The sequence below is a fragment of the Streptomyces sp. NPDC047108 genome, assembly GCF_040643575.1.
In the GTDB taxonomy this organism is placed as follows: domain Bacteria; phylum Actinomycetota; class Actinomycetes; order Streptomycetales; family Streptomycetaceae; genus Streptomyces.
Genome location: NZ_JBEYUP010000004.1, coordinates 110,177 through 133,060 on the forward strand (window position 1 = coordinate 110,177; position 22,884 = coordinate 133,060).

15 protein-coding genes and 2 pseudogenes are annotated in these 22,884 nt (G+C 73.0%); 14 read left to right on the top strand and 3 right to left on the bottom strand.

Translation table 11 applies throughout. The features are described 5' to 3' along the window. Positions 1–45 precede the first annotated feature (45 nt). The 4 genes and pseudogenes from ABZ822_RS11730 to ABZ822_RS11745 all read left to right on the top strand — a co-directional run bounded on the left by ABZ822_RS11730 (position 46) and on the right by ABZ822_RS11745 (position 5,308). Positions 46–1,593, top strand: a complete 1,548-nt coding sequence (locus ABZ822_RS11730) for an APC family permease (protein WP_360850766.1) — start codon at positions 46–48, stop codon at positions 1,591–1,593. Between the two features lie 220 nt (positions 1,594–1,813). Continuing rightward, on the top strand, positions 1,814–2,479 hold the full coding sequence (locus ABZ822_RS11735; protein ID WP_360851433.1) for a molybdopterin-dependent oxidoreductase: 666 nt from the start codon (positions 1,814–1,816) through the stop codon (positions 2,477–2,479). Then, positions 2,463–3,143: pseudogene (locus ABZ822_RS11740) on the top strand (cytochrome b/b6 domain-containing protein); the annotation flags it as partial. The gene ABZ822_RS11735 and the pseudogene ABZ822_RS11740, both read left to right, overlap by 17 nt. Before the next feature lie 326 nt (positions 3,144–3,469). After that, entirely contained in the window at positions 3,470–5,308 is a 1,839-nt protein-coding gene (locus ABZ822_RS11745; protein ID WP_360850769.1) for an AMP-dependent synthetase/ligase, read from the top strand. A 72-nt stretch (positions 5,309–5,380) separates the two neighbouring features. Here the strand turns inward: ABZ822_RS11745 and ABZ822_RS11750 are convergent, their stop codons facing one another. Together ABZ822_RS11750 and ABZ822_RS11755 are read right to left on the bottom strand one after the other, a co-directional pair. After that, complete coding sequence (locus ABZ822_RS11750; RefSeq protein ID WP_360850772.1) at positions 5,381–7,753, bottom strand: phosphoketolase family protein; 2,373 nt, start codon at positions 7,751–7,753, stop codon at positions 5,381–5,383. A 136-nt stretch (positions 7,754–7,889) separates the two neighbouring features. Further along, complete coding sequence (locus ABZ822_RS11755) at positions 7,890–8,210, bottom strand: chaplin (protein WP_360850775.1); 321 nt, start codon at positions 8,208–8,210, stop codon at positions 7,890–7,892. 619 nt (positions 8,211–8,829) lie between these two features. Between ABZ822_RS11755 and ABZ822_RS11760 the strand changes: the two genes are divergently transcribed. From ABZ822_RS11760 to ABZ822_RS11800, 9 genes and pseudogenes are all read left to right on the top strand, one after another. Then, the gene (locus ABZ822_RS11760) at positions 8,830–9,828 is read left to right on the top strand and encodes a DUF3344 domain-containing protein (RefSeq protein WP_360850778.1); all 999 of its coding nucleotides are present in this window, start codon (positions 8,830–8,832) and stop codon (positions 9,826–9,828) included. Positions 9,829–9,943: 115 nt separating this feature from the next. Further along, positions 9,944–11,194: a glycosyltransferase gene (locus ABZ822_RS11765; RefSeq protein WP_360850781.1), complete on the top strand. Its 1,251-nt coding sequence runs from the start codon at positions 9,944–9,946 to the stop codon at positions 11,192–11,194. After that, positions 11,191–12,804 (top strand): exopolysaccharide biosynthesis polyprenyl glycosylphosphotransferase, encoded by a 1,614-nt coding sequence (locus ABZ822_RS11770; protein ID WP_360850784.1) that lies wholly within the window; start codon positions 11,191–11,193, stop codon positions 12,802–12,804. The genes ABZ822_RS11765 and ABZ822_RS11770 overlap by 4 nt, the downstream gene beginning before the upstream one ends. 2 nt (positions 12,805–12,806) lie before the next feature. Continuing rightward, a pseudogene (locus ABZ822_RS11775) lies at positions 12,807–14,102 on the top strand (O-antigen ligase family protein); the annotation flags it as partial. A gap of 323 nt (positions 14,103–14,425) precedes the next feature. Continuing rightward, positions 14,426–16,285 carry a lipid II flippase MurJ gene (locus ABZ822_RS11780; RefSeq protein ID WP_360850787.1) on the top strand — a complete coding sequence of 620 codons (1,860 nt, stop codon included), beginning with the start codon at positions 14,426–14,428 and terminating at the stop codon, positions 16,283–16,285. Further along, positions 16,275–17,021, top strand: a complete 747-nt coding sequence (locus ABZ822_RS11785) for a polysaccharide deacetylase family protein (RefSeq protein WP_360850790.1) — start codon at positions 16,275–16,277, stop codon at positions 17,019–17,021. Before ABZ822_RS11780 ends, ABZ822_RS11785 begins: the two co-directional genes overlap by 11 nt. Before the next feature lie 20 nt (positions 17,022–17,041). Continuing rightward, positions 17,042–18,244 (top strand): glycosyltransferase, encoded by a 1,203-nt coding sequence (locus ABZ822_RS11790; protein WP_360851436.1) that lies wholly within the window; start codon positions 17,042–17,044, stop codon positions 18,242–18,244. Between the two features lie 8 nt (positions 18,245–18,252). Beyond that, entirely contained in the window at positions 18,253–18,945 is a 693-nt protein-coding gene (locus ABZ822_RS11795) for a lipopolysaccharide biosynthesis protein (RefSeq protein ID WP_360850793.1), read from the top strand. Then, the gene (locus tag ABZ822_RS11800; RefSeq protein ID WP_360850796.1) at positions 18,942–20,147 is read left to right on the top strand and encodes a GNAT family N-acetyltransferase; all 1,206 of its coding nucleotides are present in this window, start codon (positions 18,942–18,944) and stop codon (positions 20,145–20,147) included. The genes ABZ822_RS11795 and ABZ822_RS11800 overlap by 4 nt, the downstream gene beginning before the upstream one ends. Positions 20,148–20,304: 157 nt before the next feature. Here the strand turns inward: ABZ822_RS11800 and ABZ822_RS11805 are convergent, their stop codons facing one another. Then, a complete protein-coding gene (locus tag ABZ822_RS11805) occupies positions 20,305–21,477 on the bottom strand; it encodes a glycosyl hydrolase (protein WP_360850800.1) in 1,173 nt (390 codons plus the stop codon). Positions 21,478–21,591: 114 nt separating this feature from the next. On the opposite strand from ABZ822_RS11805, the gene ABZ822_RS11810 reads away from it, so the two are divergent. Then, complete coding sequence (locus ABZ822_RS11810; RefSeq protein ID WP_360850803.1) at positions 21,592–22,875, top strand: ATP-grasp domain-containing protein; 1,284 nt, start codon at positions 21,592–21,594, stop codon at positions 22,873–22,875. Positions 22,876–22,884: the final 9 nt, after the last annotated feature.

A 22,884-nucleotide genomic window follows, 5' to 3' on the forward strand; every position in this document is an offset into this window, starting at 1 on the left:
AGACCGCCGACGCCCCGCTCACCTCCCACGGAAGGACGCCCCCGCATGCTGACGGGCAACCGCACCGAGATCAGCACGTTCAAAGGCCAGGACAGAGCGCTGCGCGCCGACCGGATCGGGATGGCGGGGCTGTTGCTGTCGGTCCTCGCGGCCAGTGCGCCCCTGATGGTGGTCGCCGGTGTCATGCCCACCACATACGCCGTGATGGGCATCGTCGGACAGCCGCTGCTGTTCGTCATCCTCGGGGTCGTCCTGGCGCTCTTCGCCTTCGGCTACGCGGAGATGGGCCGCCACGTCCACAACGCGGGCGCGTTCACCGCGTACATCGCCCGTGGGCTCGGCGGTACCGCGGGGGCCGGCGCGTCGGTCGTGGCCCTCGTCGCCTACAGCGCCATGCAGGTCGGCGTGTACGGCATCTTCGGCTTCGAGATCGCCGGACTGCTCGCGGACCACTTCGACCTCACCGTCGCCTGGTGGATCCCGGCCCTGGTGGGGGTGGCGCTGATCGCCGTCCTGGGCGGGCTGAAGATCGACCTCAACGCCCGGGTACTCGGCGTCCTGTTGCTCATCGAGGTCGTCATGGTCCTCGTCTTCGACATCGGCGCCGTCGCCGACCCCTCCTCCCAGGGCCTGTCCCTCGACGCCTTCGACCCCGGCACCCTGACCGGCGCCGGGCTCGGCACGGCCCTCGTCTTCTGCATCGCCGCCTTCGTCGGATTCGAGCAGTCGCCGGTCTACGCCGAGGAGACCAGCCGCCCCCAAGTCGTCGTCGCCCGCGTGGTGTTCCTCGTCGTCGCCTTCGTCGCCGTCTTCTTCGCCCTGAGCTCCTGGGCGCTCTCCGTCGCCGCGGGCCCCGCGCGGATCGTGGGCACCGCGCAGGACGCGGGCCCGGGGCTGCTGTTCGCCCTCACCGAGGCGCGGCTCGGCGCGGGCTTCACCGACGTGCTGCACTTCTTCTTCGTCACCGGCATGTTCGCCTGCCTCCTCAGCTTCCACAACGTCGTCGCCCGCTACGCCTTCGCCATGGGCCGCGAAGGGCTGCTGCCCTCGGCGTTCGGCCGCACCAGCCGGACCAGCGGCGCCCCCGCGTACGGCTCCCTGCTGCAGACCGCCGTCTCCTTCCTCGTCGTCGTCGCCTTCGCGGTCGCCGACGACAAGCCGGCGGGCGATCCCACCGCCCCCGTCCTGCAGTTGTTCACCTGGATGGGCAACGTCGGCGCGCTCGGCGTCATCGTCCTGCTGGTGGCCGCCTCCGCCGCGGTCATCGCCTTCTTCGTCCGGCGCGGCGCGGCGCGCGTGCAGGCATGGCGCATCGCCGGCTCGGCCGTCTCCGGCGCCGCCCTCGTGGTGATCATGGTGTACGCGGTGAAGGACTTCGACGTCCTGCTCGGCGCGGACCCGGACTCGCCGATGCGCTGGATCCTGCCCGGCATCATCGGGGCGGCGGTCGTCGTCGGTGTCGGCTACGGCCTCGTCCTGCGCAGCGTCAGGCCGCAGGTGCACGCGCGGATCGGGCTGGGCAACGAGGCGTTCCAGCTCGAGAAGGCGGCGGAGTCCGCCTCGGCCCGAAGGGAGCCCGAGGCGGCGGGGTGAGCCTCGGACGCGCTGCGCTGTTCGCCGGGCGCGGGTGAGGCGGCCGGCCCGGAGGAGATGACGGAAGTCTGACGGCCACCGGGAATCGCTGGCCCTCGGCGCGCCGTAGTGCTCGAATCGAGGGGTGACCACCGACAACACCCCCGCAGAGGGCGCGGCGGCGGACGAAGCGGGCGAAGACGGCCGCGGCACACCCGTCGGCCGCCGTCTCGTCCTCGGCATGCTCGGCCTCGGCGCGGCCGGAGTCGCGGCCGGGCCGTCCCTCCAGTCCGGGCTCGACGCCGCGCTCGGCGCCGCCGCGGAGAAGGACCCGACAGGTCTGACCGGTCTCGTTCCCGGCGCCGGCGGATTCCGCTACTACTCCGTCGCCGCCTCCGTCCCGCGCCGCGGCGAGCGGGACTACCGCCTGACCGTCGGCGGCCTCGTCGACCGTCCGTCCCGCTACCGCCTCGCCGACCTCCGCGCGCTGCCGCAGGACCGCATGGTGCGCGACGTCCAGTGCGTCACGGGCTGGCGCGTACCCCACACTCCGTTCACAGGCGTACGCCTCTCCCGGCTGCTCGACGCGGCGGGCGTACGCCCCGAGGCGAACGCCGTCCGCTTCACCTGCTTCGACGGCACGTACAGCGAGAGCCTCACCCTCCAGCAGGCCCGTCGCGCCGACGTCCTGGTCGCGCTCACCCTGCAGGACAAGCCGCTGTCGCATGCGCACGGCGGCCCGGTACGCCTCTACGTCGCCCCGATGTACTTCTACAAGTCGGCGAAATGGCTCTCCGGCATCTCCCTCACCCGCGAGGTGCGCCCCGGCTACTGGGAGCAGCGGGGCTACGACACCGACGCCTGGGTCGGACGGTCGAACGGACGTGACGATGCCCCGACCGCCTGACCCGCCCGCCTCCGCCGCACCCTCCCCGTCCCCCTCGCCGTCCGCCGTGGCCTCCGGCCCTGCCGGGCCCGCCTCCGCCGGACGCGTCCGCCGCTTCACCCGCGCCGAGCGCTGGGTCCACCGGGCCACCGCCGCCCTCATGGGCGTCTGCATCGTCACCGCAGGCTGTCTCTATCTCCCCGCGCTCGCCCAACTCGTGGGCCGCCGCGCCCTGGTGGTGACCGCCCACGAGTGGTCAGGACTGCTGCTGCCCGTGCCCTTCCTCCTGGGGCTCGCCTCCCGCGCCTTCCGCGGCGACGTGCGCGTGCTGGGCCGCTTCGGCCCCCACGACCGCCGCTGGCTGCGCGCCGCGTTGCGCCGGGACCACCGCCACGCGTCGCGCCCCGCGGGGAAGTTCAACGCCGGGCAGAAGCTCTACGCGTCGTACGCCGCCGGGGCCGTGCTGGTCATGCTCGGCACCGGGCTGCTGATGTGGTTCACCGGTCTCTCCCCGCTGGCGTGGCGCAGCGGCGCGACGTTCGTGCACGACTGGCTCGCGCTCGCTCTCGGCGCGGTGGTCCTCGGGCACATCGGGAAGGCTCTCGCGGATCCGGAGGCCCGGCGCGGCCTGCGCACCGGAAGCGTGGACGTGCGCTGGGCCCGCCGTGAACACCCGCTCTGGCGCGCCCCCGACGACGAGAGCGCGGAGCCGGGTCCGGCACCGGCGTCCGTATCAGCATCCGGACCGGCATCCGGACCCGCATCCGAACCGGCGTCCGGATCCGTATGGGCACCCGGACGCGTATCGGCATCCGGACCGGAATCCGAACCGGCGTCCGGAACGGCACTCGAACCGGGCTCCGTCCACCGTCCGCAAGGTGGCAAACCCACATAGTTCCCGCCCGAGTTGTGGACCCGCCTCTATGCAGCCGGGTGACCAGCGGGTAGCTTTCCTCCGCCACCATTTGGTGGAGCACGACGGCACGCCACGTGCCCGGGCAAGGAGGCGCTGTGCGCGAACTCGGCCTTCCTCCCCTGGTGGAGTCCCTCAAGGTGGGCGGCCTCGCGGACGCTCTGTTCGAGAACGCGGAGCGGGCCCCGGACCTGCCGCAGTTCTCGCGGCGGGCGGACCTCCGTTCCACGGACTGGACACCGGTCACGGCCGCCGAGTTCCGTCAGGAAGTGGTGGCCGTCGCCAAGGGCCTGATGGCGGACGGCATCCGCTTCGGCGACCGCGTCGCGCTGATGTGCCGCACCCGGTACGAGTGGACGCTGTTCAGCTTCGCCGTCTGGTCCATCGGCGCCCAGCTCGTGCCCGTGTACCCCACCGCGTCCTCCGAGCAGGTCCACTGGATCCTCTTCGACTCCAAGGCGACGGCCATCGTCGTCGAGCACGAGGACCAGGTGATGACCGTCGGGGCGGTCTGCGACGGCCTCCCGCTGCGCCGCATCTGGCAGGTGGACGCCGGGTGCGTGGCCGAGCTGACCGAGCGCGGCCGCGTCATCGCCGACACGCTGCTGCACCACCGGCGGTCGATGGTGCAGCCCGAACTGGCCGCGGCCATCACGTATACCTCGGGCACCACCGGCCGCCCCAAGGGCTGCGTGATCACGCACACCAACCTCGCGATCGACTGCGACACCCTCCTCACCGGCTGGGGCTCGCTGCTGGCCGACCCGGGCGTGCAGCCCTCCGTCCTCGCCTTCCTGCCCCTGTCGCACATCTACGGTCTGATGATGCAGGTCGCCTGTGTCCGCGGCGGCGTCCGTCTCGGCCACCAGCCGGAGGTCGCCACCGAGACCCTGGTCCCCGCCCTCCGGTCCTTCCAGCCGACCTTCATCTACGCCGTGCCGTACGTCTTCGAGAAGATCTACCACCGGGCGCGCAGGACCTCGGAGGAGCTGGGCCGGGTCGAGCTGTTCGACAAGGCGGTCGAGGTGGCCGTCCGGTACGCGGAGGCCATGGAGCGCCGGGCCCTGGGCACCGGCACCGGCCCGAGCCCGTCCCTGCGCGTCCAGCACGCCCTCTACGACCGCACCATCTACGAGCGGATGCGGGCGGCGCTCGGGGGCCGCGCCCGGTACGCGATGTGCGCCGGGTCGGCCCTCGACCGGAACCTGGCCCTGCTGTTCGCCGGTGTCGGCATCACCATCTACGACGGCTACGGGCTCACCGAGACCTCGGGCGGCGTGACGGCCCAGCCGCTGGGGCGCGTACGGTTCGGCACCGTCGGCCGCCCGCTGCCCGGTTGCGCCGTCCGCATCGCCTGGGACGGCGAGATCCTCGTCCGCGGCGACCAGGTCTTCGCCGGGTATCTCGACGACCGGGCGGGCACCGAGGCGGTGCTGCGGGACGGCTGGCTCCACACCGGCGACGTCGGAACTCTCGACGACGAGGGCTACTTGACCATCACCGGGCGCAAGAAGGACATCATCATCACCAGCGGCGGCAAGAGCGTGGCGCCCGCGATCCTGGAGGAGCGGATGCGCGCGGGCCCGCTCGTCTCGCAGTGCCTGGTGGTCGGCGACAACCGGCCGTTCATCAGCGCCCTGATCACGCTGGACCCCGAAGCCGCCGACCACTGGCGCCGGTTGCACCGCAAGCAGCACCTGGACGCGCGCGCCCTGGCGGCCGACGAGGAGTTGCGCGAGGAGATCCAGCGGGCCGTGCTGTCGGCCAACTCCGCCGTGTCCAGGGCCGAGTCGATCCGGGCGTTCGAGATCCTGCCGACCGAGTTCAGTGCGGCCGACGGGCTGATGACGCCGTCCCTGAAGCTGCGCCGGGCCGCCATCGTGAAGGCGTACGCGGCCGAGATCAACCGCATGTACGCGTCCCGGCCGCCCGGTTGACGTCCGCGCGGAACCGGACCGGGCGGGCATCGCCTCCCGGCCTGCGCCCGCGAGTCATCCGCGCCACGCGCCTCAGCCCGACCAGGTCCAGTCCGCGACCTCGGGCAGGTCCGTGCCGTGCTCCCGCACCCAGGCGTGGTGGCGCTCGCGGGCGTCCGCCATGGCCTGGCGTACGCCGACGGCGCGGACCCCGAGGCCGGGCACGCGGTCGATGACGTCCATCACCAGCCGGAAGCGGTCCAGGTCGTTGCGGACCACCATGTCGAACGGCGTGGTCGTGGTGCCCGACTCCTGATAGCCCCGTACATGGAGCTGGGCATGCCCGTTGCGGCGGTAGGCGAGGCGATGGATCAGCCACGGGTAGCCGTGGTACGCGAAGATCACCGGCCGGTGGCGGGTGAACAGCGCGTCGTACTCCGCGTCCGACATCCCGTGCGGGTGCCGGTCCTGCGGCATCAGGGCCGCCATGTCGACGACATTGACCACGCGGACGCCGAGATCGGGCAGGTGGTGGCGGAGCAGCCCGGCGGCGGCCATGACCTCCTGGGTCGGCACGTCCCCGGCCGCGGCGAGCACGACGTCCGGTTCCCGCCCGGTGTGCTCGCTGCCCGCCCAGTCCCAGACCCCGGCGCCGCGCGCGCAGTGGGCGCGGGCGTCCTCCAGGGAGAGCCAGTCGAAGCAGGGCTGCTTCCCGGCCACGACGACGTTCACGTGGTCCTGGCTGTGCAGCACGTGTTCGGTGACCGCCAGCAGGGTGTTGGCGTCCGGCGGCAGATAGACCCGTACGACGTCGGGACTCTTGTTGAGGACGTGGTCGACGAAGCCCGGGTCCTGGTGCGAGAAGCCGTTGTGGTCCTGGCGCCAGACGTGCGAGGTGAGCAGGTAGTTGAGGGAGGCGATCGGCCGCCGCCAGGGCAGCTTCTCGGAGGACTCCAGCCACTTGGCGTGCTGGTTGACCATCGAGTCGACGATGTGCACGAAGGCCTCGTAACTCGCGAACAACCCATGACGCCCCGTCAGCAGATAGCCCTCGAGCCATCCTTGGCAGAGATGCTCGGAGAGAACCTCCATCACCCGTCCGTCGCGCGCCAGGTGCTCGTCGGTGCCGAGCGTGGCGGCCCGCCAGGCGTTGCCCGTTGCGTCGTACACCGCGCCCAGCCGGTTGGACGCGGTCTCGTCCGGACCGAACAGCCGGAAGTCCCGGCGTTCCGCGGTGTCCCGCAGGATGCGGGCGAGGAAGGAGCCCAGCACCTTGGTCGGTTCGTGCGTCGCCGCACCGGGCTTGCCGACGTGGACCCCGAACTCCTCCAGGCGCGGCGTCGGCAGCTTCCGCAGCAACGTCCCGCCGTTGGCCCGGGGGTTCGCGCCGAGCCGGGCCGTGCCCTCGGGGACACAGGCGAGCACCTGGGGCGACGGCCGGCCCTCGTCGTCGAACAGCTCCTCGGGGCGGTACGAGCGCAGCCAGCGCTCCAACTGCCTCAGGTGTTCCGGGTTCTCGCGGACACCGGCCAGCGGCACCTGGTGCGAGCGCCAGGTGCCTTCGACCGGCAGTCCGTCCACCTCGGCCGGTCCCGTCCAGCCCTTCGGCGTACGGAGCACGATCACCGGCCAGCGCGGCCGCTCGGTCACGCCGTCCTCGCGGGCCGCGCGCTGGTTCTCGGCGATCCGGTCGAGGGCGTCGTCCATGGCGCGGGCCATGGCCTGGTGCACGCGCATCGGGTCGTCCCCCTCGACATGGAGGGGTTCGTGGCCGTATCCGCGCAGGAGTTCGTCGAGTTCGCGCTGGGGGAGACGGGCGAGGACGGTGGGGTTGGCGATCTTGTAGCCGTTGAGGTGCAGCACGGGCAGCACCGCTCCGTCGTGCACCGGGTCGAGGAACTTGTTGGAGTGCCAGGACGCGGCCAGCGGCCCGGTCTCCGCCTCGCCGTCACCGATGACGCAGGCCACGAGCACACCGGGGCTGTCCAGGGCCGCTCCGTAGGCGTGCGCGAGCGAATAGCCCAACTCGCCGCCCTCGTGGATGGATCCGGGGACGTCGGGCGCCACATGGCTGGGCATTCCGCCAGGGAAGGAGAAGCGGTGGAACAGGCGCCCCATGCCCTCCGCGTCCCGCCCGACGTCCGGGTAGGTCTCCGAGAAGCTGCCGTCCAGCCAGGAGTTGGCCATGACGGCGGGTCCGCCGTGCCCGGGGCCCCAGACGCAGATCGCGTCCAGACCGCGGTTTTGGATCACCCGGTTGAGGTGGGTGTGGACCAGGTTCAGCCCCGGTGCCGTCCCCCAGTGGCCCAGCAGCCTGGGCTTGATGTGCCGTGCGGTCAGGGGCTCCCGCAGCAGTGGATTGCCCAGCAGATAGATCTGCCCCGCGGAGAGATAGTTCGCCGCCCGCCAGTGGGCGTCGAGGGCGGCGAGTTCCTCCTCGGCCGGTTCGGAGCGGTCGGTGGCCATCAGTCCTCCGTACAAAGGGAACCGCGGACCCGTTGCGCGTTCCACGGCCGCGCCACATCATGCGGACGGGCCGCAACATGCGTGCGGGGCCGCCGGATTGCTCCGGCGGCCCCGATGCGCGTTACGGCTCGAAGCGTCAGCCGTTGTGGCAGACGTTGCCGATTGCCGGGCTGAGGCCGGTGAGGCCGCCCAGCCCGAGCGTGTTGCCGCAGAAGTTGATCGGAGCGTTGATCGGGAGCTGCACGACGTTGCCGCTCAGAAAGCCGGGAGAGCCGATGGCGACGGCTTCGGCGATGGCGTTGTTGCCACCGTCGTGGTCATCGTCCTTCCACTGCTTGCTCGCGTGCTTGCTGTGGCCCGTGTAGCCGCTGTCCTGGGCCATTGCGGCGCCCGCACCGCCCACGACGAGTGCGCAGCTCGCAACGGTCAGCGTGGCAGCCCTGGCGATTCGCTTCATCACCATTTTCCTTTCGGGTTGGGAATGGTGGTTTTCCCCGTACAGTCCGATCCGAGCATCGATTCACCAGATGGTCACCCGATGAGATCATTCGGGGCGCTGTGCCCATCATGAGCACGAAACTCGGGATTCGGCGCGTGGGGTTCTGCTGATCGGGGGGCTGCGGCGGATCCGCGGCGTGGGAGACCTGTGCCGGAGTGCGGTGAAAGGGGCACGGGCGGCGGGGCGTGTCGCGGACGAGGAAGGCGGAGGCCGCATGCACCGCGAGTTCCGGCTCTTCCCTGGGTCCGGCGCCGGCGGCGACCCCTTTCGGAGCAATTCGGCCTTTCATCATTACGGCGTAATGGCAGCCCACCGGGCCCGCCGTGCCGGGCAGTTCGCATATTTCCCGGGCCGCGGATCCGGGTCCGAATGGATGATTACCCGCTCGGCGTATTCGCGCGCGTCTGCCGTGATTTGGGGCATATTGATCTGCGATCGTCTGCGCCGGACCTATCGTGCGGAAATCGGAGGAGCAGTCATGCGGGTTAATCTGGGCCGTGGCGGCCGTTACGCACTCTGTGCGTTGTCGGCAGTGGCCGTGGCGGTCGTGCTGCCGCAGTCACCGGCTGTTCCAGCCGTGAAAGAGGCAAAGCAGGTCCCCTTCGTCGAGCGCTACCGCGCCGTCCAGCACGGCGGAATCGTGCGGGCCGCGAATGCCTCGGCCACCTGTGCGTCGGCGGTCACCAAGACCTCCGTCTCCTGTGCGCAGGTCCAGAAGGGCAGCGCCGGGCGCAACAACAACTACGAGATGACGTACATCGACGTCGACAAGGACCCCAACACCTACAACTCCAGCCGCGCCGAACTGCGACTGCCCAAGAACGCCACCGTGACGTACGCCCGCCTCTACTGGGGCGGGAACCTGCTGGCGGGCGAGCAGAAGCCGGCCAAGGACAACAACCGGGTCCTGTTCGCCGAACCGGGCGGCGAGTACAAGCAGATTCTCGCCGACACCACCATGGGGCACCGTCTCGCCGAGGGCGCCGACGCCTACGCCGCCTCGGCCGACGTCACCGACATCGTGCGGGACAGCAGCCCCGGCGCCTACACCGTCGGGCAGATCAACATCGCCAAGGGCCACTCCAAGCCCGGCACCTACGGCGGCTGGACCCTGGTCGTCGCCTACTCCGACCCCAGCGCCCCGCTGCGGACGCTCTCCGTCTGGGACGGCTACCAGACCGTCAACGAGGCCCGCCCCGACTTCTTCCTGGAGATGGAAGAGCTGAACGTCCCGGCCAAGGGCAAGGGCAGCCTCGGGGTCGTCGCCTACGACGGGGACCGGGGGCTCGGCAGCAACGCGCTCGGCGTCGCCGCCGACGACTCCAAGAAGCCCGTGACGCTGAGCAATGCCGCCAACCCGGCCAACGACGCGATGAACTCCACCATTTCCACCAACGGCAAGTCCGACACCGGACGGAAGCCGAACCACGTCAACACCCTCGGCGTCGACTCCGACGTCTTCAACGTGACGTCCGCCCTCAAGTCGGGTGCCGAGGATCTCACCGTCGGCTTCGGCAGCAAGGACGAGGGCTACCACCTCAGCGCCCTCTTCCTCCAGGCAGACGCCCGCCGCTGACGGCGAGCCCGGCCCACACCCCCGGCGGTCGCGAGACCGCCGGGGGCGAGCACCCCCGGCGGCTCTCGTCGCCGGGGCTTCGGATTCCATCCGGTCCGTGTACGGGGAGCAGCGCGTGCCGCAACACAAGCGTGAAGGACGCCGGTTGACGGTGCTGCACATCTCCCAGCCCGTCGACGGAGGCGTCGCCAGGGTCGTCACGGACCTGGTGCGCAGCCAGACCCGGGCGGGCCTTCGCTCCCTCGTCGCCTGTCCGTCCGGCGGTGTCCTCGGCGAGGCGGCCGCGGAGGCCGGGGCCCGCGTCCTGCCCTGGCACGCCCGGCGCGAACCGGGGCCCCACCTTCCGATGGAGACCCTGCGGCTGTCCCGCCTCATCCGGCGGACCTCCCCGGACCTCGTGCACGCGCACAGCGCCAAGGCCGGTCTCGCCGCCCGGCTGGCCGTACGCGGCCGTATCCCCACCGTCTTCCAGCCGCACGCCTGGTCCTTCGAGGCCGTCGGCGGGACGGCTTCCGAACTCGCCCTGTACTGGGAGCGGTTCGCCGCCCGATGGGCCACCCGCCTGCTGTGCGTCAGCGAGGACGAGCGGCGGCGCGGCCACGACGCGGGCGTGACCGGCCGGTGGGCCGTGATCCGTAACGGCGTGGACACCGAGCACTTCCGCCCCGCGGACCGAGCCGCCCGCGACCGTGCCCGGTCCGGCATCGACGCGCTCCGCTGCCTGCCGCCGGACACGCTGCTGGTGGTCTGCGTCGGCAGGCTCTGCCGGCAGAAGGGCCAGGACGTCCTGCTGCGCGCCTGGCCCGGCGTCACCGGCCAGGTCCCCGGGGCCGTACTCGCCCTCGTGGGGGACGGGCCGGCGGGGGAGGGGCTGCGTCAGGAGGCGCCCCAGCAGGTCCTGTTCGCAGGTCCCACCACCGACCCCGCCGCCTGGTACGCGGCCGCCGACCTGGTCGTCCTGCCCTCCCGCTGGGAAGGCATGGCGCTCGCCCCGCTGGAGGCCATGGCCTGCGGGCGTCCCGTCGTCATGAGCGAGGTGACGGGTGCGCGCGAGAGCCTGCCGCCGCGCCACGCCGCCCGCGGACTCGTGCCGCCGGAGGATCCCGGCGCCCTCGCGCGCGCCATGACGGACCTCCTGCTCAACCCCCGGCTGCGCGACACCCTCGGCGCCCAGGCGCAGGAGCACGTACGCGGAGCGCACGACGTGCGGGCGACGGCCGACGCGGTGGCCCGTCTGTACCGCGAACTCCTCGGGCCCGCCCGGGCCGTTCCCCGGACGCCGGACGGCGCACCGCCGCCTCCAGGCCGCGATCCCCACGAACGACCCGGCCCGTCCCCCGAGACCAGGGAGCACAGCAGGCGATGACCACGGACAACGCAGGGGTGTCGAATCCCGGGCGGGTCGTGTCCCTGCTCGGAGCGGCAACCCGCCAGGCACCGCCCGTCTTCGCACCGCTCCGCCCCTTCCGAGGCCCGGCTCCGGCCGGGCAGCGGACCGCTCCGCTGGTCGGGCGTCTCGCCGCCGGGCTCGCGGCCGTCGACTGTCTCGCGGTCGCCGCCGCGGCGCTGCCACTCGGCAGGCCCGGCCCGGCGGCCGCCGCCGGCGGCGTCGCGCTCGCCGTGCAGGTGCTGCTGTGCGCACGCGGAGGTCTCTACCGGCCCGGCCCGACGGCGACCGCGCTCGACGAACTGCCCCGGATCATGGGGTACTCCGCGATCGCCTGGTGCATGGCGGTCGCTGTCCTGGCAGGCGTACGGGCGGGACAGACGCCCGGCTGGGCCGTGTTGCTGGCCGTCGTCGCCGCCGACGTCGTGGTGGCCGGTCTGTGCCGGGGCGTGCTGCTCGCGGCACGGCGCAGAGGACGGCGTACGCGCCCGCACTCCGCGCTGGTCGTGGGCGCCGACCCTTCGGGCCGCCGGGTGGCGGGAGCGCTGTACGAGCGCCCCGAGTACGGCATGCGCCTGGTCGGTCTGGTCGGGCGCGCCCCGGCGCCCGTGGTGGACCGCGTCCCCGCCCCGGACGGCAACCGGGCCCTGGAGAGGGAGCAGGGCCGCGACCTCGGCTGTGGTGTCGGCCGCGACCTCCGCCGTGAGGCCGACCGGGAACCCGCTGCGGTACCGCTTCCCACGGGTGAGCTCCCCGTGCCCGTCCTCACCGCCCACGAGGACGTCGCCCGCGCCGTCATCCAGAACACCGTGCAGGACGTGATCTTCACCCGGAGCCCCTGGGACGACCCGTACGACGCCGCCCTGGTCCGGCTCTTCGCCGAACTCGGCTGCACCGTATGGCTCGTTCACGGTGACACGGCCGCCGACGCAGGACCGCGGCGCCCCGGCGGACCCGAGCACATCTGGGGCTTCGCCTGCCAGCGCCTGGAGTCGCCTCCCCGCCACCGCCTCGGCATCCTCGGCAAGCGCGTCCTCGACGTCGTCATCGCCGCCGTCGCCCTCCTGGTCGCTGCACCGGTGATGCTGGCCTGCGCCCTGGCCGTACGGTGGTCCGACGGCCCCGGGGTGATCTTCCGTCAGGAGCGGATCGGCATGGCCGGGCACCCGTTCACGGTGCTGAAGTTCCGGACGCTGTGCCCCGCCAGCGAGCAGGAGTCGGCCACCCGCTGGAACGTCGCCGGTGACGCGCGGATGAGCCCGGTCGGCAACCTGCTGCGCCGTACCTCCCTGGACGAGCTGCCGCAGCTCTGGAACGTGCTGCGCGGCGACATGAGCCTCGTCGGCCCACGGCCCGAACGCCCCTACTTCGTAGGGAAGTTCAGCGCCATGCACCCCGGATACGCCGCCCGCCACCGGATGCCCGTGGGCATCACCGGCCTCGCCCAGGTCCACGGTCTGCGCGGCGACACCTCGATCGAGGACCGTGCCCGGTTCGACAACCACTACATCGAGACATGGTCCCTCTGGCAGGACGTCCGGATCCTGCTGCGCACCGCGGGCTCCCTCTTCCGTCTCGGGGGGAGCTGAGCATGACGACGGCGCCGATCGCACTGAACCCCGTCCGCGCGCGGCTCCGGCTCGCCTGGCGCGCCCTGCCCGCCGCGGCCACCGTGCTGCTCCTGTGCGTGCCGGCGGGACCCGACGACCGTACGGTCACGCTCGCCGACGCCGCATCGGCCGTCCTCGTGGCGGCCTGCGCGATCGCCCTGCTCTGCGACCGGCGGCGGACGCTGCCCCGGGCGGGCGTGGCGATCCTTGCCGCGCCGATGGTCGGCTTCGCCGTGGCGACCGCCGCGTCCCGCGACCCGATGGCGAGCCTGCCGGGATTCGTGCGCTACGCCCAGGTGTTCGTCCTCGTCCCCGCGGCCGTGGCGCTGCTGCTGCGCTCCCGCCGCGACTTCCGGTGGGTGGCGGGCGCGGCCGTCCTGACCGCGCTGGGCCAGGGCGCCGTCGGGGTCCACCAGTACCTCACCGGCACCGGCGCCTCGTACGCGGGACAGGACATCCGGGCCGTCGGCACGTTCGGTCCCGTGGACGTGATGGGCATGGCGACCGTCGTCGCCTTCGGCACCGTCCTCGCGCTGGCCCTCGGGCTCGGCGCCCCCGCGGACACCCCGCGCCGCTTCCGGATCGCCGCCCTGGCCTGCGCCGGTGTCCTGCTCGTGCCGCTCGTCTTCTCCTTCAGCCGCGGCTCCTGGCTGTCCACCGCGGTCGCCGCCGCCGTGGTGCTGCTGCTCGCCGGACTGCGGATCGCGATGAGCGCCCTGGCCGTGTTCATCGCCTCGCTCGTGGTGCTGGTCGGCGGGGTCGGCGTCGGGTCCGCTCTCATCGGCGAACGGCTCACCAGCATGACCGAGGTGGCCGGTGCGCCCGACCGCTCCGTCACCGACCGGTACGCGCTGTGGGACGCCGCCGTCACCATCTGGAAGGACGACCCGGTGACGGGCGTCGGCATCAAGGGCTTCCCCGTCCACCGCGACGCCAACGCGTCGCTGGGGCTGTCGTCCAGCAGTGACACGGCGGGCGCGGGCCACGAGTTCCGGCGCGAACCGCTGCTCTCGCCCCACAACATGTATCTGCTCGTCCTCAGCGAGCAGGGGCTCGTCGGCATCACCGCCGTCGTCGGAAGCTGGTCCGCGCTGCTCGTCCTCGCGTACCGCAGGCTGCGCCGTGCCCGGCGGGCCGGGCTGCCGTGGGAGTGCGGACTGGCCGCGGTGGGGGTCCTGATCTATCTGCTCTCCGACTTCGTGTACGGCGACATCGGCGGTCCCTCGACGGTCCTGACCGCGGTGATGCTGGGGCTCGCGGCCTGGTGGGCGCTCTCGCCCGCGGCAGTCGCCCCGCTTCCGGCGGGCCACACCGCGCTTCCGCCGGACCGCACGCCGGTGAAGGCGGTCCTCCCCGGGCCGTCCGCCCCTGACCAGGCCGGCCCCGAAACAGCCTCCCCGAACGAAACAGTGCCTTCTGCAGGACCGGCACCCGCGGCCGAACCCCCCGTACGTGCACCGGCGGTCGCTCCCGCCCCCCCGCCCCGTACCGAGGTACGGGCGCGGACGTCCGATACGGCCCCCAGGGCGGCCCCCGTCATGAAGGCCGCACCGGCGAAGCCCGACGGCTCCCCGCGGCCGGGCACCCCGGCGAGCCGCAGATGACCGACGCCTCCGCCGTAGCGCAGTCGACAGCCGGGAGGCCGCCGCAGACGGTGGCCGGCCCGGCGGCGCCCCCTGCGCCTTCGCGCGGAGCGGCGCCGCCCGGCCCGCCTCCCCAGCGCGGCGGTTCGGAACGGTTCATCGTCAGGGCCGCCGCCGTCACCGCTGCTTTCACCGCCGCCGGGGCTCTTCTCGGCCTGGGGCGCGACCAGTTGGTGGCCGGCCTGTTCGGTGCGGACCAGGAGACGGACTCCTTTCTGGTGGCGTGGACCGTGCCCGAGATCGCGGCGACGCTGCTGATCGAGGACGCGATGGCGCTGGTGATGATCCCCGCGTTCAGCCTGGCGCTCTCGCGGCGGGCCGCCCGCATGGCCGTGGCCCGTGTCCCGGAAGCGCCGGACGTCGCCATGAGCGCGGGCGCAGGCGTGGAACGGGACCGGACTTCCGGAGCGGACCCCGTCGGCCGGCTCGTCGCCTCCACAGCGCCGCGGCTCTGCATCGCCCTCACCTGCGTCGCCGGCCTTCTCGCCCTCGCCGCGCCCCAGTTCGTACGGCTCTTCGCGCCCGGACTGCCCGATCCCGCCCTCGCCGTGGACTGCACCCGGCTCACCGCCGTCACGGTCCTGACCTTCGGCATCGCCGGGTACTTCAGCGCGGCCCTGCGCGCCCACCGGTGCTTCCTGCCGCCCGCCGCGATCTACGTCGCGTACAACGTCGGCATCATCGCCACGGTGCTGCTGATGCACACCCTCTGGGGCGTGCGTGCCGCTGCGGCCGGGGTCGCCGTCGGCGGTCTCCTCATGGTGCTCGTCCAGGCGCCCGCGTTCCTCCGGCAGGTGCCCGTCCGCCTACGGAACCGGCGGGCGGCCCGCACCGGCCGGGCTCCTGCCGCGGCCCGCACCGGCCGGGCCCCGGTGGAAACGGCACCGGCCGCCGGATCCCGTACGGGCGGTGACGAGCCGGAACAGGACCGGCGGGCCGCCGCACGGCGGGCACTGCCCCCTGTCCTCGCCGTCCTGGCACCCGTCGCCCTCTTCGCCCTCGGCCGCCAGTCCCAGGTCCTGGTCGAGCGCTACCTCGGCTCCTCACTGCCCTCCGGCGCCATCTCGCACCTGAACTACGCGCAGAAGGTCGCCCAAGTCCCCATGACCCTCTCGCTGATGGTCGTCACGGTCACCTTCCCCCTCGTCGCCCGTGCCATGGCCGACGGCGACAAGGACCGGGCCCGGCGGCGGGTCGAGCGCGACATCACCCTCGCCGCGCTGCTGGTGCTCCTCGGCGCCGCGTACGTCATCGCCTACGCCCCCCAGCTCATCCAACTCCTCTTCCAGCGCGGGGCCTTCGAGGCCTCGGACACCGCCGCGACCGCCTCGGTCATGCGGGTCTACGCGCTCGGGCTGCTCGGCCACAGCCTCACCGGAGCCCTCATCCGGCCGTTCTTCTCCATGGCACGGCCCACCTGGGACCCCGCGGCGGCCATGGCCATCGGCCTGCTCGTCACGATCAGTTGCGCCCACGCGGCCATCGTGCCCTGGGGCGTCCACGGCATCGCCGCGGCCAACGCCGCCGGCATCACCGTCACCATGCTGCTCCTGCTCTTCGGCCTCGGCCGCCAGGGCATCGACATCGACATCCGGCGGGTCACCGGCGGCCTGGCCCGGCTCGCGCTCGCCGCCGCGGCGGCCGTGGCCGCGGGCTGGGCCGTCGCACCCCTCGTTCCCACCGCCCTCGGCACGGTCGCGGCCGGCGCTCTGGTCGTCCCGGCCGCCTTCACCGCCGCGGCCTTCGCCGTACGGGCGCCCGAAGTCCCTCTGCTGATCTCGTCCGCGAAACGGAAGCTGCGCCGACATGCCCGCTGAACCCTGGCTGCTGATGTACCACTCCGTGACCGGCTACACGGAGGACCCCTACCGGATCACCGTCACCCCGGACCGGCTGCGCCGGCAGTTCCGCTGGCTCGCGGCACGCGGCCTGCGCGGCGTCGGCGTCGCCGAGCTGCTGCGCGAGCGCGGCGCAGGGCGCGGTTCCCGACTGGTCGGCCTCACCTTCGACGACGGCTACGCCGACTTCACCGCGAACGCCGTACCGCTGCTGCGCGAACACGGCTTCCGCGCCACGGTGTTCGTCCTCCCCGGGCGGCTCGGCGGCGACAACGCCTGGGACCCCCTCGGACCCCGCAAGCCCCTGCTCACCGATGAGGGCGTCCATGCCGCCGCCGTCGCCGGCATGGAGGTCGGCTCCCACGGCATGCTGCACGTCTCCCTCCCCGAGGCCGACGACGCCACCCTCCACGAGGAGACGGCGCGCAGCCGCGAGCTGCTGCGCGAGATCACCGGCCGTCCCGTGGACGGCTACTGCTACGCGTACGGGCACGTCGACGCCCGCGCCGCCGCCGCCGTGCGCTCCGCCGGCTATTCCTACGCCTGCGCCATCGACCCCGGACCGCTCACCGGCCCGTACGCCCTGCCGCGCATCCACGTCGGGGACCAGGACACCGCCCTGCGCCTGACCGTGAAGCGGCTGCTGCACCCCGTACGACGGCGGGCCGTGCCCGTCGAGACCGCAGGCGCGGTGACCGCCGGGGCCGGACGATGAGAGTGCCGGGACGAGCGCCGCTGCGGGTGCTCCACGTCATCACCGGCCTGGGGGCAGGCGGAGCGGAACAGCAGCTCCGGCTGATGCTGCGTCACCTTCCGGTGAGGTGCGACGTCATCGCGCTCACCAACCCCGGCGCCGTGGCACAGGGCATCGTCAGCGACGGCACGCGCGTCCTCCACCTCGGCATGGACGGCAACCGCGACCTGTCCGCCCTGCCCCGGCTCGTCACCGCCATCCGCGCCGGGCGCTACGACCTGGTCCACACCCACCTCTACCGGGCCTGTGTCTTCGGCCGCGTGGCCGCGCGCATGGCCGGGGTCGAGGCCGTGCTCGCCACGGAACACTCGCTCGGCGCCACCTGCATCGAGGGCCGTCCGCTCACCCCCGGCACCCGCGCCCTCTATCTCACGACCGAGCGCCTCGGCTCCGCCACGGTCGCCGTCTCCGCCACCGTCGCGGACCGGCTGCGCGCCTGGGGCGTGCCCCGCGAGCGCATCGAGCTGATCCCCAACGGCATCGACGCCAGGCACTTCCGCTACGACCCCACCGCCCGCGCGACCGCCCGGGCCCGTCTCGACTTCCCCGAACACGCCTTCGTGGCAGGGGGAGTCGGCCGGCTCGTCCCGGGCAAGCGGTTCGACATCCTGCTGCGGGCGGTCGCCGAACTCCCGGAGGCCCGGGTGCTGCTCGTCGGCGAGGGACCCGAACGCGGCTCCCTGGAACGGCTGGCCGTACAACTCGGCATCGAGCGGCGCGTACGGTTGCTCGGCGAGCGCGACGGCGCGGTCGAGTGGAGCTCGGACCGCTCCGCCGACATCCCCGGACTCCTCGCCGCCATGGACGTGTTCGTCTCCCCGTCCTCCGAGGAGTCCTTCGGACTCGCCGTCCTCGAAGCGCTCGCCGCGGGGCTGCCCGTCCTGCACGTCACCTGCCCGGCGATCGACGAACTGCAGGCCGACGAGGCACCGGGGGCCCGGCGCATCGCCCTCGGCGTGGCGCCCCTCGTCGCCGCGCTCGCCGAGGCGCTGAACGAGCAGAGGAACACCGGTGCCCGCCGGCTGCCCGCCCCGCCGGCCGTCGCCCGCTACGACATCGCCCGCAGTGCCGAGTTGCTCGCCGACCTCTACGAACGCACCGCCGCCGCCCGTCACAGGGGCGGCTGGGGCGCGTTCCCCAGCCCGTACCACCACGCCCTCGCCGTCTCCCGACCGAAAAGGTGACCGCCGCCATGACCACCGACACCGCAGTGGCCGCAGCCCCGGCAGCAGCAGAGCGCCCGGACCCGAGCCCGTCCGCCCGGCTCCTCGCCCTGTCCCGGCGCCTTCCTCCCTGGTGGCCGCTCGTCCTGTGCGTACTGCTCGGCACGATCGCGGGCCTGGGCTACGGGGGCCTGCGGACACCGAACTACACCGCCACCAGCTACGTGGTCGTCAACCCCGAGCGCGGCGCCGACACCGCGACAGCCCTGGGCTTCGCGCACGCCTACGGCCGTGTCGTCACCAACGCCGCCGTGCTCGCCGACGCCCAGGCCGCCACCGGCATCCCGGCCAACGAGCTCCGCAACCGCGTCCAGGCCGTGACCTCCCCCGACGCGCCGATGATCGAGATCGTCGGCAGCGACGCACGGGCCGGCAAGGCGGCGAGCAACGCCAACGAGGTGGCCCGCGCGCTCACCGCGTACGCCAACGCCTCCGCCACCAGCACCGGCGTACGGCTCTCCCTGCTCTCCAAGGCACCCGTCCCGACCGCCCCCGCCTCGCCCTCGGTCTGGATCGCCGGTGCCGTGGGTGCTTGCGCCGGCGGGCTCCTCGGCTGCCTGCTCCTGCTCGTCAAGCCCTCGGGGCGCCGCCGCTCCGCCGCGGTGGTTCCCGCGCCGGCAGCGCCCGCGGCGGCGCAGCCGGCGCGGGAGGCCACACCGTGACGGCGGATACCACCGCGGCACCGCCCCGGACTCCCGCGTCCGCCACCGGGCTGACGGTGCGGCTCTGCCGCGACCCGGACCGCTTCGCCTCCCTGGGGCCGGAGTGGGACCGGCTGCACCGGCGGTGCCGCACCGCGACCCCGTTCCAGACGCACGCCTGGCTCCACTCCTGGTGGCTGTCGTACGGCACGCCGGGGCGGCTGCGGCTGCTGCTGGCCTACCGGGGGAACCGCCTCGTGGGCGCGGCGCCGCTGATGATGACGTACCGTCCGCTGCCCGCACTCGTCTTCATCGGCGGCGGCATCTCCGACTACCAGGACGTGCTGATCGACGACGGCTGCGCGGGCGCCGCGGCGGCCGGACTGGCCGGGGGACTGCACCGGGCCGCGCGCAGGTCCGTCGTCGACCTGCGCGAGGTGCGGCCGGGTGCCGCTGCCGAACGCGTCGTCCAGCTCTGGCGGGGACCGGAGAAGCGGCTCGAGGACTCGATCTGTCTCGAACTGCCCGGTCTGCCCTTCGACGCGCTGATGGGCCGGCTGCCCGGCCCCGCGGCGCGCAGGTCGCGGGCCAAGGTGCGCAAGCTCGACGCGGTCGGTATCGAGTACCGCGGCGTGCCCGAACCCGAAGTGCCCGAGGCCGTCCTCGCCATGCTGCGGCTGCACCGCCTCCAGTGGCAGGGCCGCGGGGTGACCCCGGAACACCGCAGGCCGCGTTTCGCCGAGCATCTGGTGCGCGCCGTCGGGCAGATGGCGACCACCGGCGACGCGGTCGTCACCGAGTACCGGCGGGGGAGGCAGGTGGTCGCCATCGATGTGACGCTGACCTCCCCGGACCTCGCGGGCGGCTACCTCTACGGCGCGCACCCCGATCTGCGGGCGGCGAAGGCCGACATCAACACCATGCTGCTGCGGCACGACGCCGACCTGGCGGCCGAGTCCGGCCGCGGTGTGCTGAGCCTGCTGAGGGGCGACGAGCAGTACAAGCACCACTGGCGGCCGACCGCCGTCACCAACCAGCGCCTTCTGCTGGCGCGGGAGGAGATGGCCCCGGCGCTGCGGCTGTACGCCGGCCGGATCGCGGGGCGCGAGCTGCTCGCCGAGGAGGCCCGGAGCCGCTTCCCCGCCCTGCTGATGTGGCGGAGCAGGCTGAACGACTGGCGTGCGGTCCCGGGGCGCGGGACCGGCCGGCACCCGTCGTCGTAGGAACCGCCCGCTCGCCACGGCCGGTGCGTAGTCCCGGCCGCAGTCCCGGCCGCGATGTCCGTCGCGGCGGCGGTCGCGGCGACTGTCGCGGAGCCGGAGCCGGAGCCGGAGCCGTCCGGCCGGTCCCGCGCCGACGGCGACCCGGCGGGCGCCGCCCTCAGCGCTTCGGCCAGTCGAAGCGGACGCACATGTCGCGCCGGCCGAGCAGCGACTCGCCCCACGAACCCAGGTTCAGCTGCATGCAGTCCGCCTCCCGCTCCCGCCCGTCCTGCTCCCGCCCGTTCTGCTCCCGCGCGTCCCGTCCCGTGAACTGCTGATGCCGGAAGATCCGCGACGCCTTCGGATTCGTCCCGCACCTCCAGATCCCGTGCGGGCAGTAGTCCGTGATCGTGTGGTAGGCGGGCGGGTGTTCGGCGATCCAGTCCAGCATGCGCCGCATGTATTCGGCGTTGTCGCCGTTGCGGAAGAGTCCCCATTCCGGATAAGAGATGGGCTTGTTGTGCTCCTTCGCGAATTCCACCTGGTCCCGCAGGCCCATCCGCTGGTTGATGTGCTCGTCGAAACTCCGCCCCGGCGGCTGGTCGTAGGAATCCATTCCGACGATGTCGACCACGTCGTCGCCCGGATAGCACTCGGTCCACGGAATGGCGTCCTCGCCGCGACTGGGCGCGAAATCGAAACGGAAACGCTGACCGGGAACCGCGCGCATCGTGGTGACGATCCGCCGCCAGTACGCCCGCCACGCCTCCGGATGCGGCGCGCACCGGCTGGTGTACGTGATGCCGTTCATCTCCCAGCCCAGTACGATCACCGTTTCCGGGACGCCGAGCCCCACGAGCCGGTTCGCGAGCCTACGGAAGACGTGGTCGAACTCGCCCCCCGCACCGCGCTCCAGCAGCTCGGCGACCTCCTCGTCGGGGATGCCCTCCTCGTTGCGCTCGAGCATCGGGACGTTCAGTACGAACAGGCGGTCCGAGTCGGCGCGGCGCCATCGCGCCCAGGGCTCCAGCAGTCCCGGGCTCCCCTCGAGGTCCGCCCAGCGGTTGCCGGGGAGGTAGGTGTGCCCCACCCGCATTTCCGAACCGCCCAGCCATTGCTGCATGGCCGTCATATGGGAAACACCCTCGGGCCCGGACCCCAGAAAGGCGCCCCACGGCACACCCGGAACCGGTTCCATCATCGGCACGTTCTCGTCGAAGGGAACACTGCCGGCCGATTCCGGGAGCGCCGGATCGGCGCCCGGATCCCCGGTCGCGGTCCCGGCGAGAAGAACTCCCACGGCGACCGCACCGAGGCATGATACGGCCAGCCTCCGAGGATGGCGCAACATCTGCTACTCCTTCCGGCGTGCAACCAGCGCGGCATGCATACCCGCCGCATGCAATTGGGACGTATTCCGGAGAATTCCATCGCTCGCACGGCCTATTGATCCCGAAGGGGAGCAGTGCACCACCGAAATCTCACGTGCCCCGCGCCGCGTCCCGACCTCGACACCGATGTGCCGGCGCTGCTGATCCGTCTCGACCAGAACCCGTTCCATCACGGAACCCTGGGGGCCGTCAGATCGCTCGGTCGTGCTGGGATCGAGGTGCACACGCTCGTCGAGTCGCCGGCGAGCCCGGTGAACCGGTCGCGTTACGTCCACCGGGCCCACCGCTGGCCCTCCGGCGGACCGTCCACCGCACGTCTGTACATGACTCTCTGTCAGGTCGCGGAGCGGATCGGGCGACGGGCCGTGCTCGTCCCGATGGACGACGTCAGCGCCATCGTCGTCGCTGCGCTCGAAGAGCGGCTGGCCGACTCGTATCTGATGGCTGGTCAGCCTCCTGGCCTGCCCGAGCGCGTCGCCGACAAGGCCGAACTCGCCCGGGTGTGCCACGCCACCGGCGTGCCTCACCCGACCACCGTCATCCCGGAGAGCGCGGACGAGGCCGCCGACGCGGCGGCCGGACTCGGGACCCCCGTCGTGGCCAAGTGGAGCAGGCCGTGGCTGCTGCCCCGCGCCACCGGACTGCGCAGCACCACCCTGGTCCACACCCCCGACGAGGCCCGCGCGCTTTTCGAGCAGAGCGGCCGGGCCGGCAGCAGACTGCTGCTGCAGCGGCACCTGGCGGGCGGCCGCGACACGGACTGGTTCTTCCACGGCTGCTTCGGCGAGGGAGCCGTCTGCCTGATCGGCGGAGCGGGCCGCAAGGAGCTGTCCTGGCCCGTGGGGACGGGACTCACGGCGGTCGGGACCTGGCTCCCCAACGACGAAGTGGAGGCCACGTCACGGAAGTTGGCCGAGCGGCTCGGCTACCGCGGCATCCTCGACCTCGACTACCGGCGCGACCACGCCACCGGCACGTATCACCTCCTCGACTTCAACCCGCGCCCCGGCGCCCAGTTCCGGCTGTTCACCGACGGGGCCGGCCTGGACGTCGTACGGGCGCTGCACCTGGATCTGACGGGGCGGCAGGTCGAGGTGCCGCTGCCACAGCCGGGGCGGGTCTTCGTCGCGGAGAACTACGCCCTGCTCTCCGGCATGGCGACGGCCGCCGCGACCGGTCCGCGGATCCGGACCCGTCGGGGGCGGACCAGGCGTCTCTACCGCAGCCCCGAGACGGCCTGGTTCGCCTCCGACGACCCCGCCCCGTTCGCCGCCATGACCGCCGCCTGGCTGGGGCGCGGCGGCATGAAGGGACTGCGCCGGCTACGGCCGCGGCCCACCATCGTCGCGGCTCTGTGACCCCGGGCC

Excerpts from the sequence above, each read along its gene's own strand:
- ABZ822_RS11785 (WP_360850790.1), top strand. The coding sequence starts at position 16,275 with ATGCCCGCTGAACCCTGGCTGCTGATGTACCACTCCGTGACCGGCTAC.
- ABZ822_RS11795 (WP_360850793.1), top strand. The coding sequence starts at position 18,253 with ATGACCACCGACACCGCAGTGGCCGCAGCCCCGGCAGCAGCAGAGCGC.
- ABZ822_RS11805 (WP_360850800.1), bottom strand. The coding sequence starts at position 21,477 with ATGTTGCGCCATCCTCGGAGGCTGGCCGTATCATGCCTCGGTGCGGTC.
- ABZ822_RS11730 (WP_360850766.1), top strand. The coding sequence starts at position 46 with ATGCTGACGGGCAACCGCACCGAGATCAGCACGTTCAAAGGCCAGGAC.
- ABZ822_RS11750 (WP_360850772.1), bottom strand. The coding sequence starts at position 7,753 with ATGGCCACCGACCGCTCCGAACCGGCCGAGGAGGAACTCGCCGCCCTC.
- ABZ822_RS11780 (WP_360850787.1), top strand. The coding sequence starts at position 14,426 with ATGACCGACGCCTCCGCCGTAGCGCAGTCGACAGCCGGGAGGCCGCCG.
- ABZ822_RS11735 (WP_360851433.1), top strand. The coding sequence starts at position 1,814 with ATGCTCGGCCTCGGCGCGGCCGGAGTCGCGGCCGGGCCGTCCCTCCAG.
- ABZ822_RS11770 (WP_360850784.1), top strand. The coding sequence starts at position 11,191 with ATGACCACGGACAACGCAGGGGTGTCGAATCCCGGGCGGGTCGTGTCC.
- ABZ822_RS11755 (WP_360850775.1), bottom strand. The coding sequence starts at position 8,210 with ATGAAGCGAATCGCCAGGGCTGCCACGCTGACCGTTGCGAGCTGCGCA.